The organism is Pseudomonas sp. D47, from assembly GCF_045447305.1.
Taxonomy (GTDB): Bacteria; Pseudomonadota; Gammaproteobacteria; order Pseudomonadales; family Pseudomonadaceae; genus Aquipseudomonas.
In genome coordinates this window covers 64,413-77,425 of the sequence record NZ_JBJGXU010000011.1, presented here as the reverse complement: position 1 = coordinate 77,425, position 13,013 = coordinate 64,413, and the positions used below count along the sequence as shown (strand labels likewise).

13 protein-coding genes are annotated in these 13,013 nt (G+C 62.2%); 7 read left to right on the top strand and 6 right to left on the bottom strand.

Translation table 11 applies throughout. The annotated features are described in order from the left end of the window. Positions 1 to 133: 133 nt before the first annotated feature. Positions 134 to 1,606: an AMP nucleosidase gene (amn, locus tag ACI77I_RS10475; RefSeq protein WP_164487962.1), complete on the top strand. Its 1,473-nt coding sequence runs from the start codon at positions 134 to 136 to the stop codon at positions 1,604 to 1,606. A gap of 71 nt (positions 1,607 to 1,677) precedes the next feature. Further along, positions 1,678 to 2,313, top strand: a complete 636-nt coding sequence (locus ACI77I_RS10470; protein WP_242152848.1) for a pseudouridine synthase — start codon at positions 1,678 to 1,680, stop codon at positions 2,311 to 2,313. Here ACI77I_RS10470 and ACI77I_RS10465 read toward each other — a convergent pair. Next, a complete protein-coding gene (locus tag ACI77I_RS10465; protein WP_025858220.1) occupies positions 2,308 to 2,517 on the bottom strand; it encodes a DUF2788 domain-containing protein in 210 nt (69 codons plus the stop codon). The two genes, ACI77I_RS10470 and ACI77I_RS10465, sit on opposite strands and share 6 nt — an antisense overlap. 216 nt (positions 2,518 to 2,733) lie before the next feature. Next, positions 2,734 to 3,213 (bottom strand): Lrp/AsnC family transcriptional regulator, encoded by a 480-nt coding sequence (locus tag ACI77I_RS10460; RefSeq protein ID WP_003194418.1) that lies wholly within the window; start codon positions 3,211 to 3,213, stop codon positions 2,734 to 2,736. A gap of 444 nt (positions 3,214 to 3,657) precedes the next feature. On the opposite strand from ACI77I_RS10460, the gene ACI77I_RS10455 reads away from it, so the two are divergent. Next, positions 3,658 to 4,701, top strand: coding sequence for a DUF6515 family protein (locus ACI77I_RS10455; protein ID WP_406997448.1), 1,044 nt, complete (start codon positions 3,658 to 3,660; stop codon positions 4,699 to 4,701). Between the two features lie 28 nt (positions 4,702 to 4,729). Here ACI77I_RS10455 and ACI77I_RS10450 read toward each other — a convergent pair whose 3' ends face one another. Continuing rightward, positions 4,730 to 5,632 carry a cation diffusion facilitator family transporter gene (locus ACI77I_RS10450; protein ID WP_094951275.1) on the bottom strand — a complete coding sequence of 301 codons (903 nt, stop codon included), beginning with the start codon at positions 5,630 to 5,632 and terminating at the stop codon, positions 4,730 to 4,732. Between the two features lie 9 nt (positions 5,633 to 5,641). Next, entirely contained in the window at positions 5,642 to 6,061 is a 420-nt protein-coding gene (locus tag ACI77I_RS10445) for a polyribonucleotide nucleotidyltransferase (protein ID WP_094951276.1), read from the bottom strand. A 252-nt stretch (positions 6,062 to 6,313) separates the two neighbouring features. Between ACI77I_RS10445 and hrpB the strand changes: the two genes are divergently transcribed. Further along, positions 6,314 to 8,821 carry an ATP-dependent helicase HrpB gene (gene hrpB / locus ACI77I_RS10440; RefSeq protein WP_406997447.1) on the top strand — a complete coding sequence of 836 codons (2,508 nt, stop codon included), beginning with the start codon at positions 6,314 to 6,316 and terminating at the stop codon, positions 8,819 to 8,821. A gap of 170 nt (positions 8,822 to 8,991) precedes the next feature. On the opposite strand, the gene ACI77I_RS10435 is transcribed toward hrpB, so the two are convergent. Together ACI77I_RS10435 and ACI77I_RS10430 are read right to left on the bottom strand one after the other, a co-directional pair. After that, positions 8,992 to 10,080, bottom strand: a complete 1,089-nt coding sequence (locus ACI77I_RS10435; RefSeq protein ID WP_406997446.1) for an endonuclease/exonuclease/phosphatase family protein — start codon at positions 10,078 to 10,080, stop codon at positions 8,992 to 8,994. A gap of 39 nt (positions 10,081 to 10,119) precedes the next feature. Further along, positions 10,120 to 10,779, bottom strand: coding sequence for a YciC family protein (locus ACI77I_RS10430; protein WP_094953638.1), 660 nt, complete (start codon positions 10,777 to 10,779; stop codon positions 10,120 to 10,122). A gap of 180 nt (positions 10,780 to 10,959) precedes the next feature. On the opposite strand from ACI77I_RS10430, the gene ACI77I_RS10425 reads away from it, so the two are divergent. The 3 genes from ACI77I_RS10425 (at position 10,960) to ACI77I_RS10415 (ending at position 12,966) form a co-directional block, all read left to right on the top strand. Continuing rightward, positions 10,960 to 11,718 (top strand): DUF2076 domain-containing protein, encoded by a 759-nt coding sequence (locus ACI77I_RS10425; protein ID WP_094953632.1) that lies wholly within the window; start codon positions 10,960 to 10,962, stop codon positions 11,716 to 11,718. A gap of 117 nt (positions 11,719 to 11,835) precedes the next feature. Further along, entirely contained in the window at positions 11,836 to 12,312 is a 477-nt protein-coding gene (locus ACI77I_RS10420) for an NYN domain-containing protein (RefSeq protein WP_083356641.1), read from the top strand. A gap of 42 nt (positions 12,313 to 12,354) precedes the next feature. Then, positions 12,355 to 12,966 carry a PolC-type DNA polymerase III gene (locus ACI77I_RS10415; RefSeq protein ID WP_094953633.1) on the top strand — a complete coding sequence of 204 codons (612 nt, stop codon included), beginning with the start codon at positions 12,355 to 12,357 and terminating at the stop codon, positions 12,964 to 12,966. The last annotated feature ends 47 nt before the right edge of the window (positions 12,967 to 13,013 follow it).

The following is a 13,013-nucleotide window of genomic DNA, read 5'->3' as shown; positions in this document are numbered from 1 at the left end:
AATGACCCACCGCCATCGCGGGCAAGCCCGGCTCCCACAGGGATTGCACGCCTCTTGAGATAAGTACTCCAATTCAAAGTTTGCGTCTGGCCGGGATACAGGCAAGATAAAGGCCTGCAAGTCAGAACACAGGATGCTTACCGTGACCGAAGCTTTTGTTGTCGTTCAAACCGCCGAAGAAGCCGTGGACCGGCTGGCGGCTCTTCATGAGCGTGCTACCGGCGCGCTCAATCAAGCCCTCAAGCAATACCTCAAGGACCGCGTCGAACCTGATGCCGCACAACGCGCACTGTTTCGCTACCCGGAGCTGCGCCTGACCTACCACTGCCACGGCGAAGTCCCACAGACCACTCGGGCGTATGCCAAGGTCCAATTGCCGGGCACCTACAGCGTCACCGTCACTCATCCGGCCGCGTTCCGTAAGTATCTGCTGGAGCAACTGGTGCCGCTGATGCACGACTTCACCGTGACGGTGGAAGTCGGCGTGAGCCAACAGAACATCCCGTACCCGTACGTGGTGGAGCAGGGCGACGAACTGGCCGGTTCCGGCGTGACCGCCGCGACCCTGGCCCGCGTGTTCCCCAGCACCGACCTGTCCGCCGCCACCGACGGCATTGCCGATGGCCTCTACGACTGGGAAAACACCGACCCGCTGCCGCTGGCGCTGTTCGATGCGGCCCGCGTGGACTTTTCCCTGCGCCGCCTGGTGCACTACACCGGCAGCGACTGGCGCCATGTGCAGCCGTGGATTTTGCTGACCAACTACCACCGCTATGTCGACCAGTTCATCTTGCATGGCCTGGAGCAGTTGCGCAGTGACCCACGGTTTATCCGCATGGTGCTGCCGGGCAACGTGATCATCGACAAAAGCATGGACCACGGCGAAGCCTCGGCGATTGCTGCCGGTGTGGTCTGGCACCGTTACCAGATGCCGGCCTACCACCTGCAGGCCACCGACGGCCACGGCGTGACACTGGTGAATATTGGCGTCGGCCCGTCCAACGCCAAGAACATCACCGACCACCTGGCCGTGCTGCGCCCGCATTGCTGGCTGATGATCGGCCACTGTGGCGGCCTGCGCCAATCTCAGACCATCGGCGACTATGTATTGGCCCACGCCTACATGCGCCGCGACGGGATTCTCGACCGCGTAGTGCCGCCGAACATCCCGATCCCAGCCCTGGCCGAAGTGCAGATGGCCTTGCAGCAAGCGGCGGCCAACGTCACCGGCGAAAAAGGCGAAGAGCTGAAAAAGCGCCTGCGCACCGGCACCGTGTTGACCTACGACGACCGTAACTGGGAACTGCGTTGGGCCCAGGAACGCCCGCTGATCAACCTGTCCCGCGCCGTGGCCGTGGACATGGAAAGCGGCACCATCGCCGCCCAGGGTTACCGCCTGCGCGTGCCGTACGGCACCTTGTTGTGCGTATCGGACAAACCGCTGCACAGCGAGATCAAGCTGCCGGGTTCGGCCAACGCGTTCTATGAGCGTGCGGTCAGCCAGCACTTGAAGATCGGCATCGAGGCGGTGGATTTGTTGCGCACCGAACTCAACTCGCTGCACTCGCGCAAACTGCGCAGCTTCGACGAGCCGCCGTTCCGCTAAGCGGTTGGGATGGTTATTTAGCGGTCAGGCCACTAGCATTGTCGGTCCTGACCGTTAGATGTTCCTTTGCCATGTCCCGTCCCACCCGTCCCGATTCGCGCCGCCCTGGCGTGAAACCTCCGCATTCTGCCGCGCGTCGCGTTGCCAAGGCGCCTCCGGCCGAGCCGAAATTGGTCCTGTTCAATAAACCCTTCGACGTGCTGACCCAGTTCAGCGACGAAGGCGGGCGCGCGACCCTCAAGGACTTTATCGACATCCCCGGCATTTACCCGGCCGGCCGCCTGGACCGTGACAGCGAAGGCTTGTTGCTGCTGACCAACGACGGCCAGCTACAGGCGCGGATTGCCGACCCCAAGCACAAACTGGCGAAAACCTACTGGGTGCAAGTCGAAGGCGAGCCGAGCGAAGAGCAACTGCAACGCCTGCGTGACGGCGTGGAGCTTAACGACGGCATGACCTTGCCCGCGCAAGCCCGGCAGTTGGATGAGCCTGAGTTGTGGCCGCGCAACCCGCCGGTGCGCTTTCGCAAAAGTGTGCCGACGCATTGGCTGGAGTTGGTGATTCGTGAGGGGCGTAACCGCCAAGTACGGCGCATGACGGCGGCGGTGGGTTTACCGACCTTGCGTCTGGTGCGCGTGCGAATTGGTGACTGGTCGATTGATGGCCTGGACCAAGGCCAATGGAAGGAAGTGCCGGCGCGGTTATAGGGCGCCGGACTCGATCAGGCCGATCACCACGCTCTTGATGATGAACGCGGCCACGCCCAGGCCCAGCACGAAGAACAGGATGAACGAGCCAAAGCGCCCGGCTTTGGATTTCTTCGCCAGGTCCCAGACGATAAAGCCCATGAAAATGATCAGGAGGGTGACCAGGCCGGTCATCATCCATTCTTCAAACAGGGCGGGGTCGATGTTGTTCATGGGTTTTTTCCGACAAAGGCAGGCGGGCAAGTATACGGCAGCGTCACAGACGCAACATTGACCTGGGTCTTGACGCGGTCAATGTGGGAGCTGGCTTGTCGGATCGCCGCACCGCTGCGATGGCATCAACTGGGGCTGGCTGACACCCCGAGTTGTCTACATCGCAGGCCAGCCAGCTCCCACAGTTGATCTTCAGTGCTCTTGAGATCAGGTCCGCAGGTGCGTCAGCGGCAGCTCGGTGCTGTTGAGCACCTGGTTGAGCACAAAGCTCGAGCGCACGCTGGTCACGCCTTCAATACGGGTCAAATGCCCCAGCAGCAGTTTCTGGTAGTGGTCCATGTCCGGCACCACTACTTTCAACTGATAGTCAGCATCCATCCCGGTCACCAAACTGCACTCCAGCACTTGCGGCAGGGTGCGGATGGCGGCCTCGAAGTTCTCGAAACGCTCGGGTGTGTGGCGGTCCATGCCGATCAGCACATAAGCCGTGAGGCTCAGGCCGAGCATCTTGCGGTCGAGCAAGGCGACCTGGCGCGCGATGTAGCCGTCGTCTTCCAACTGCTTGACCCGGCGTGAGCAGGGCGACGGTGACAGGCCGATGCGCTCGGCCAACTCCTGGTTGGAGATCCTCGCGTCGCGCTGCAATTCCGCCAAAATACTCAGATCGTATCGGTCAAGCTTGCTCATTGGGTTGGCCTTTGTCGTAACTATTGCGGTGAATTATCTATGAAGGGTTAAAAATTGCGCAAGCACTGTTTATTGACGCAATCTTCGCAATCATCTGTCGGCACGCCGAGCCTATGATTACCAACAGAATCACCGCCTGGACAACAGTCCACTTACAGCGAGCCCAATCAGGCCCGCTGCGGCCGCCGCCCCAACAGGGTTGAGCCGGCCTCCAGGCTGCACACTGTCCACAAGACGGCGTGAGGTGAGCCAACGTCAAAAGCGTTGAGCACGGACGAAATTCTCAAGGGGTGGCCGACGGGTCACCCCTTTTCTTTTGTGTGCGTTTTTTACCTACGAAAATAACGCTCGTGACTGATAACCTCTCTCAGAACCGGGCGGGGCTTTTCCAGTCTCATCTATGAGGCCGGACGTTCTAGGCCCTTATCTGCAGTGAGGAATAGCATGAAGCGCATCTGGCGTATGGCAGGTGTAGGTTTGCTGATGATGAGCGTCGGCACGCAAGTATTGGCCGACGACCCGCGCTCTGAAGGGGGCGGTCAGCATGAAAGAGGTCCCGAAGGCGGACGGCAAGGTAGCGAACAGCCGCGCCCGCAAAATAACCAATCACGGCCGCAGAACAATCAACCGCGCCCGCAGAACCAGCACGTTGATCGCGCCGAGCAACAGCCGCACGGCGGCGGGCAGTGGCAAGGCCGCCCGCAAGGTGCCGAGCAGACCCGGCCAGCGCCAGCGCCTGCGAATAACCTGCCGATCCAAGGGCGCCCGGACACCGTGCGCCAGACCCAAGAACCGCGCCAGGGTTACTACCGCGACATCCCGCGACGCAACGACGGCAACCCGCATTGGGAGGCCGGCGGCCCTGGTTCGCGCCCGGGTAATAACGGTGGCGGCTTCAACAATGGCCACCCCAATGACAACCACTGGCCAGGTCGCCCGAATGGGCATGGCAACGGCTGGGGCCCTGGCCCGCAATACCGTCCGGGCTACATGGTCGACCGTTTCCCCGACCGCAATTACCGCGTGCCTTACCGTGGCCAGGATTATTTCTTTTCCGGCGGCTACTGGTATCGCCCGCAAGGCCCGCGCTATGAGGTGGTGACGCCGCCATACGGCATCCGCGTGCAATACCTGCCCGACTACGCGCGGGAAGTATGGGTGGGCAGTGCGCTGTTCTTCCTCGCGGCCGGTTCGTATTACACCTATGAAAACGCCACTCAGCAGTACGTGGTGGTGCAACCACCGACAGAAGTGCCGACGCCCCAGCCCGCGCCGCAAGGCAACGGTTATGACGTAGTGGCCTACCCGGCCAACGGCCAATCACCGGCTCAAGTGCAGCAGGACGGCTACGATTGTTATCGCTGGGCGGTGCAACAAAGTGGTTTCGACCCACGCACCGTCACCTACGCCCCGGACCCTGCGGTGGTGCAAACCTACCGTCAGGCCCAGGGCAACTGCCTCACCAGTCGTGGGTATCAGGTGCAATAGGGCAGCGGCTGGCCTCAAGCTCTCAGCTTCATGCTTGGGGCTTATCGCTTGCCCCTTGTGGCTGATCCGCAGGATCCGCATGCACCAGCACTTCGGCGCGCGGGTAGGCCTTGTGAATGGCATCGGCGGCCTGATCGCTGATGCCGTGGGCCACTGACAGCGACAATTCCCCCGGCAATTCCAGGTGCAACTGCACAAACCAGTGGCTGCCGGAAATGCGCGTGCGCAAATCATGCGCACCCAACACGCCCGGCACACTCTGCGCCAGTTCGAGCATGTGCTGGCTCACGTCCGGCGGCAGCTCCTCATCCATCAACACCGCAAAGCTTTCCCGGGCGATCTGGATGGCGCTCCATAGGATGTAGGCGGCAATCCCCAGGCCGAACCATGGGTCTACCTGATGGAAACCAAACGCTGCCAACACCAGCGCTATCAGGATGCTGCCGTTGAGCAGCAAATCCGAGCGGTAATGCAGCGAGTCCGCGCGCACCGCGTTGGAGCCGGTTTCGCGGATCACCCGGTGTTGCAGCATCAGCAGCGCCACGGTCATCACCAGCGAAAACACAATCACACCGATGCTCAGCCACGGCGCGCCGACCGGTTCCGGATGCTGCAAACGTTGGTACGCCTGGTACGCGATCAACGCCGCACTGCCGGCGATAAACAGCGCCTGGGCCATGCCTGCCAGTGATTCAGCCTTGCCATGCCCATAGCGGTGGTCATCATCAGCCGGGCGCAGCGCGTAATGCACCGCGAGCAAATTCAGCAGCGAGGTCACGCCGTCGAGCAGCGAGTCGGTCAACCCGGCGAGCATGCTCACCGAGCCACTGAGCCACCAGGCGATGGCCTTGGTGATAATCAGCGCAGAGGCCACGCCCACGGAGGCGCGGGTGGCCAGGCGCAAGAGCCTGGCGTGTTCGGGACTGGTCATAAACGGTCCTTAAGCGGCAGGTTGCAGGCCCAGGGACGCGAGTTGTTGCACGCTGCCCTTGAACTGGATCATGCGCGGGTCGTCCAGCGGCAGGGTGCGGCCGGTTTCCTTCTGGATGATGGTTTGCAGCTTGGCGTTGTCGACTTTGCCGTCGGCGCCGATGGCTTCGCGAAGTTTCTCGGGGGCGACTTGGGCGGTCTTGCCCGGCTCGAAATAGATGGCGCCGGTGGCGAAGTCCACGCCAAACGCGATCAGGCCCGGGATCACATAGAACAGTAGGCCCACGGCGTCGAGCACGGCAATGGTCGGGTCGATCTTGCCGTCGATCTGGCCACGGCGGTCCGGGTAGAAAATCGAACCGCAGGCGGTCAGTTGGCTCAGCAGGCTGACGGCGAGGACACCGCCGATGACACGGGAAGCGATACGCATGAAAATCTCCTGAACACGGTTGATACGGGACTATATGACAATTCTGTGGAGCGTCGCCGCTCTAATGTGGGAGCTGGCTTGCCTGCGATAGCGGTGTATCAGTGCCACATTGGCTGGCTGACCCACCGCTATCGCAGGCATGCCAGCTCCCACCGTTGACTGCATTCACAGCCCAAGCCGGCGCAGGTGTTGAGACCAACACCGGCATCCGGCAGTTCGCCGTTATACTCGCCGCTCTGCTTTGGAGCCAGTATGAATTCGTTGCCAATCGATGATGTTTTACCCGCCTTGCGTGACGCCTTGGCGATTCGCCATGAAGCCGTGCTGGAAGCGCCGCCTGGCGCCGGTAAAACCACCCGCGTGCCCTTAGCCTTATTAAACGAGCCGTGGCTGGCCGGGCAGACCATCCTGATGCTCGAACCTCGCCGCCTGGCCGCACGCGCCGCCGCCGAACGCCTGGCCAGTGAGCTGGGTGAAAAGGTCGGTGAAACCGTCGGTTATCGCATCCGCCTCGACAGCAAGGTCGGCCCCAACACGCGCATCGAAGTGGTCACCGAAGGCATCCTCACCCGCCGCTTGCAGGACGACCCGGCGTTGGACGGCGTGGGCCTGTTGATCTTCGACGAGTTCCACGAGCGCAGCCTCGACGCCGACCTGGCGCTGGCCCTGAGCCTCAACGGCCGCGACCTGTTTCGCGATGAACAACCGCTGAAAATCCTGCTGATGTCCGCCACCCTCGAAGGCGAGCGCCTGTCCGGCCTGCTGGATGACGCGCCGATTTTGCGCAGCGAAGGGCGCATGTTCCCGGTGCAGATGCGCTGGGGCCGGCCGTATCAGGCCGGTGAATTTATCGAGCCGCGCGTAGTGCAAACTATCCTCGACGCCGTGCATGACGAGACCGGCAGCATTCTGGTGTTTCTGCCTGGGCAGGCGGAGATTCGCCGCGTTAACCAGCAGTTGGTCGACGCCTTGGGTGATCGCCCCGATGTGCTGCTGTGCCCGTTGCATGGCGAGTTGGACCTCAACGCGCAACGCGCCGCCATCGACCCGGCACCGGCCGGCAAACGCAAAGTGGTGCTGGCCACCAACATCGCCGAGACCAGCCTGACCATCAATGGCGTGCGCGTGGTCATCGACGCCGGGTTAGCGCGGGTGCCGCGTTTCGACCCCGGCAGCGGCATGACCCGCCTCGACACTCAGCGTATCTCTCGCGCCAGCGCCACCCAGCGCGCCGGTCGGGCAGGGCGCTTGGAGCCGGGCGTGTGTTATCGGTTGTGGTCCGAGGACCAACATGAAGGCTTGGCGGCCTACGGCAGCGCGGAGATCCTCGCCGCCGACCTCGCCGGCTTGGCCTTGCAACTGGCGCGCTGGGGCGTCACGCCCACGCAGCTGGTGTGGCTGGACGTGCCGCCGACTGCCGCGTATGCCCAGGCCCAGGATTTGCTGGTGCGCCTCGGCGCCTTGAATGACGACAAACTCACAGCCCATGGCCAGAAGATGGCCGAGCTGCCAGCGCATCCGCGTATTGCCCACCTGTTGCTGCGCGGGCAGGACTTGGGGCTGGCGGCGACTGCCTGTGATGTCGCCGCGCTGTTGGGTGAACGCGACATCATGCGTGGCGGCGGCGCGGATTTGCACAGCCGCTTGGCGCTGATGTCCGGCGAAGAACGCGCGCGTGGCACCCAAGGTGGCGTGCAACGAGCCAAGCAACTGGCTCGGCAATACCGTGGCTATTTAAGAGGTCACGCGACTCAGTCCGTCGCCGACCCGGACCACCCACGCTGGCTCGGCGCCTTGCTGGCGCTGGCCTACCCGGACCGCGTCGCCCAGCAACGTCGCCCCGGTGGCGCCGAATACCGCCTGGCCAACGGCCGCGCCGCGCTGTTCGCCGAGGCCGACAGCCTGATGAAACAACCCTGGTTGGTCATCGCCGACCTCGGCAGCCGCCAGGGCCAGCGCGAAGAACGCATCTACCTCGCGGCTGATTTTGATCCAGTGTTGTTCGATAACGTACTCGCCGAGCAGGTGCGCAATGTCGACCAATTGGACTGGGATGAGCGTGAAGGCGTACTGCGCGCTGAACGCCAGCGCAAAGTCGGCGAACTGGTGCTGAGCCGTGAACCATTGACTGGGCTGGACGAGTCCGCACGCAGCCAGGCGCTGGTGAACCTGGTGCGCCGCAAAGGCCTGGAGCTGCTGCCGTGGACGCCTGAACTGCGCCAATGGCAGGCCCGCGTCATGCTGCTGCGCCAGCTGGACGCGGGCAAAACCAGCGAATGGCCAGATATCAGCGACAAAGCCTTGCTCGCCAGCCTGGAGCACTGGCTGATGCCCTACTTGGGCAAAGTCTCGCGCCTGAGCCATTTCGCCAACCTGGATATCTCCAGTTTCCTGCACAACCTGCTGCCGTGGCCGCTGCCCCAGCGCCTTGATGAGCTGGCGCCGCAGCATGTGAAAGTGCCGTCTGGCTCCTCGGTGCGCCTGGACTACAGCGAGCAGCCGCCGATTCTGGCGGTGCGCTTGCAGGAATTGTTCGGGCTGGCGGACACGCCGCGTATTGCCGGTGGGCGTCAGGTGGTGAAGTTGCACCTGCTGTCCCCGGCGCGACGGCCGGTGCAGGTGACGCAGGATCTGGCAAACTTCTGGCGCAGCACGTATGCCGAGGTGAAGAAGGATTTGAAGGGGCGGTATCCGAAGCACTATTGGCCGGATGACCCGTTGGTGGCGGAGGCGACGGCGAGGATCAAACCCCGCAAATAGCCACGACAAAGAACATCTGTGGGAGCTGGCTTGCCTGCGATGCAGACGATGCGGTTTTTCAGTTACACCGCGGCGATGCTATCGCAGGCAAGCCAGCTCCCACACAAGCCAGCTCCCACACAAGCCAGCTCCCACACAAGCCAGCTCCTACATAGATTTTGTGGTGTTGGTTATTGCGCAGCCGGCAGCAGAAACCGCGCAATCACCGGCAAATGATTGGAGATACGCAACGTATCCGCCTGCCGCACCTTCGCCTCCACCCGCTTGATCCGTGGGCTGTAAAACAGGTAATCCAACGTACGATCCGGGCCTTCCAGGCTCGGGTCATTCGGGAAGTTCGTCAGCCATTTCTCACGGTCAATCCCGCTGGACTCACTGTTACTCGGGATCATCGGGTATTTATCCCACAACAAATGCAGCTCACTGTCCGGCGAATACTGCCCGCGCTTACTGGCATCCAGGCGCAGGAACTGCCCCAGTGGCAGCAAGTTGAAACTCCCGCCGATCAGCCAGGGCGTGCCACGGCCTTCGAACTTGTCCAGCAACTTCACCGTGGCCTTCGCTTGCTCCTGCACTGCTGAGCGCCCCGGCACGTCGCCATCCAGGCGGGTATTGAGCACGGCCAGTTGGCCGCCATCGCTCAGTGGCAGGTAGGTCAGCAACAAGGCAGGCTTGGGTTGGAACTGGCGGCTGATGAAGTTGGCCGGGGACACCGGCAGTTGCAGGCGTTCGGCGTGTTCGATCTGGTAGCGGCTGAGGGTCACCAATTTGCGGCCGACGCTGCCGAAGATATGCAGGTCTGGCACAAAGTCGGCTTTCCAGTCGAAGGCCTGGGCGCTGCACGGGTAGAGGTCGACCAGGCGTTCCTGCAGCAGTGCGATTTGGTCCTGGTAATGCGACGGTTTGGCGTTTTCGTCGAGCTCCTGCAACAGCAGGATGTCGGGTTGTTCGTCGCGGATCACCCGCGCCACTTCGTCCAGGCTTGAGGCCATGTCTTCCACGGTGGGGCGGTCGTCCGGGCCGCTGCCGTCGGCGGTGTCGTACCAGAACACGTAGTTCTTGCCGGCCAGGTATTGCACGTTCCAGGTCATGACCTTGAGCGCCTGCCCTGGCAGCAGGGTTGGCGCACGGGGCGCGACGCAGCTCACGGGCAGGGTTTCTTTGTCGGCGGGGCGCCAGGTCAGGCTGTAGATCAGGGCCGTGAGCAGGGCCGCGATGATCAACAGGCTAAACAGGGTGATGCGCAATAAACGGGTCATCGGCTCGGCTTATGGCGTTTCAGGAGTGGCAGGAGCATATCACCGCGCGTCGGCATCGCCACCGATCAGCATGAATAAACGGAATAGCACCACGCTGGTAAACAGTTGCAGGAAGCTGTGGGCGCTGTCGATCAGTACGCCCAGCAGCGGCGCAGGATCAGGGTAGGCCGCCACGCTGGCGCCTTTGAGCAGCCACAGTGGCGTCATCACGCACAGCAGGCACACCAGGATTCGCCAGAAATGCCCACGGGTCAGGCGAAAGCTTTCCTTCATCGCCTCCAGCGCCGGCATGCCGCGCAGCACCAATAGGTATTCGGCAAACGCCAGCACCACCATCAGCCACAGGCCCGGCAGGAAATACAGCGACAGGCCCAACAGGATCAGCAACGTGCTGAGTGCCGTCAGCAGGGCGTAACGTGGCCAAAGTGCCAAGGCCATGGCCCACACAGCTTTAGTGCTTGGCGACTCGCCACGGGTACGTGCATCGAGAAACAGGATCAGCGCGCCGGTGTACAGCGGGTACACCAACAACCCCACGATGACGCTGTAACCGGGGAAGGCATCCGGGCCCAGCGTGTGGTCGAGCACTTGCTGCAGCAGGGCTTCGAGGATCACCAACGGCAGGCACAGCTGGACGATGGCGCCCAGGTTGCGTTGGGTGAAACGGAAGGAGTCGCGCAATACGTCTAACGGATTCATCAGGTTCATCACAGGCCTAAAAGCAAGGCCCACACTTTAACCGATCATGACTAGCCGTAAGCAAACGTAAACCTTGCGTAAAGACCATTGAAACGTCTGGTAACAGCCCCATAACTAGCGCGTAGCTCGCTTGAGTACAGGCGGGCCCATGATTTTTACCGGCAATCTAACGAGGTCGCCATGAACAGCGAAGAGCAAACTCTGATCGACGGACTGTTTTCACGGTTGCAGCAAGCCGAAACGGACTCAGCCCCCCGCGACGCCCTGGCCGAAGCGCGGATCAAGGAGCACATGACTCGCCAACCGGCCGCCGGGTATTACATGACCCAGTCGATCCTGGTGCAAGAGCACGCGATCAAAAGCCTCGACGCGCAGAATAAGCAACAGGCGCAGCAGATCCAGCAGTTGCAGGACGAGTTGCAGCAGGCCAAATCACAAACTGCGCAGCCTGCACCGAGCAGCGGCGGGTTTCTGTCGAGCATCTTTGGCGGCGGCGGTTCTCGCGATTCGCAGCCCGCACAAAGCGCTCCGCCTTCATCGGGTGGCTGGCGTGAACCGGCGCGGCCTCAGTTTGGCCAGCCTGCGCCGCAGCAGCAGAACTACGGCGCCCCGCAGCAGAATTACCAGCAACCACCGGCAGCGCCCATTGGCAGCGGCTTCCTCGGTGGCGCGCTGAAAACCGCCGCTGGCGTGGCCGGTGGTGTGATGCTAGCCGAAGGCATCAGCAGCTTGTTCAACCACAACTCGCAACAGCCGCAAGTGGTGGAAGAAATCATCCGCGAAGAGCCGGCGCCCGCCAGTGACAACAGCAGCGGCGGCAACGATGACCAGCAGTTTGCCGGCAATGACAATTGGGGCAGCGACAACTCCGACAGCTTCGCCGACAACGACTATGCCGACGATTCCTCCTCTTTTGGCGACGACGATTCCTTCGTCTGACCCGCACTCAACCGGGGCGCTTCGTCGCCCCGGGCTGATTTTTCGCTGAAACTTTCCCATGGCTGGCATACTGGCGCCTTTCCGGGCGCTGGCGCCTGGCTGTCATGAGGAAGTGCGGTGAAGAAAATTGCGGTGTTCGCCGATGTACAAAACCTCTACTACACCGTGCGCCAGGCCTACGGCTGCCACTTCAACTATGCGGCCCTGTGGGCTGACATCAGTTCGCGCGGCCAGATCGTCGAGGCCTATGCCTATGCCATCGACCGTGGCGACAGCAAGCAGCAGCAATTCCAGCAGATCCTGCGCAACCTGGGCTTTACGGTAAAACTCAAACCGTACATTCAGCGCGCCGACGGCTCGGCCAAGGGCGACTGGGACGTGGGCATCACCCTCGACATCATGGACGCCGCCGACCACGTCGACGAAGTGGTGCTGGCCTCCGGCGACGGTGATTTCGACATGCTGCTCGACCGCATCATCCAAAAGCATGGCGTCGAAGCCGTGGCCTACGGCGTGCCGGGGCTGACGGCCAACTCACTGATACGCGCCGCCAGCCGCTACGTGCCGATCGAAGGCGCGCTGCTGCTCAAATAAGCGCGGTGGCTCAATAAATTGTTAGACGGAGTTGGAACAGGTTTGGAACGTATAGCGGTCATCGACTTTGAAACCACCGGCATCACCCCGAGCAACCACTGCCGGGCCACGGAAATCGCGGTGGTTATCCTCGAGCGTGGCCAAATCGTGGACCGCTACCAGAGCCTGATGAATGCAGGCGTGCGCGTGCCGGGCTTTATCGAGCAACTCACCGGCATCAGCAACGCCATGTTGCGCAGCGCGCCACCGGCCGAGCGGGTGATGAACGAAGTCAACGAATTCGTCGGCACCACGCCACTGCTGGCGCACAACGCCGCGTTCGACCAGAAGTTCTGGGACTTCGAACTGGGCCTGATCCGCCGCACCCGTCTGCAAAAATTCGCCTGCTCTCTGCTATTGGCCCGTCGCCTGATGCCGGCGGCGCCGAACCACAAGCTCGGCACCCTCAACAGCTACGCCCAACTGCCCCACACCGGCAAGGCTCACCGGGCGATGGCGGATGCGGAAATGGCCGCTAACTTGACGGCGCATCTGGCCGAGCAGCTGCGCGGTACACATGGGTTGCGCGAACTCTCCCATGACCTGCTGTGCACCTTGCAGAAAGTGCCGGCGGCGAAGATCAATGAGCACCTGAAGAAGCACCGCGGGTTCTAAACCTTGCGATGATCGTTCCCACGCTCTGCGTGGGAACGCCTCCTGTG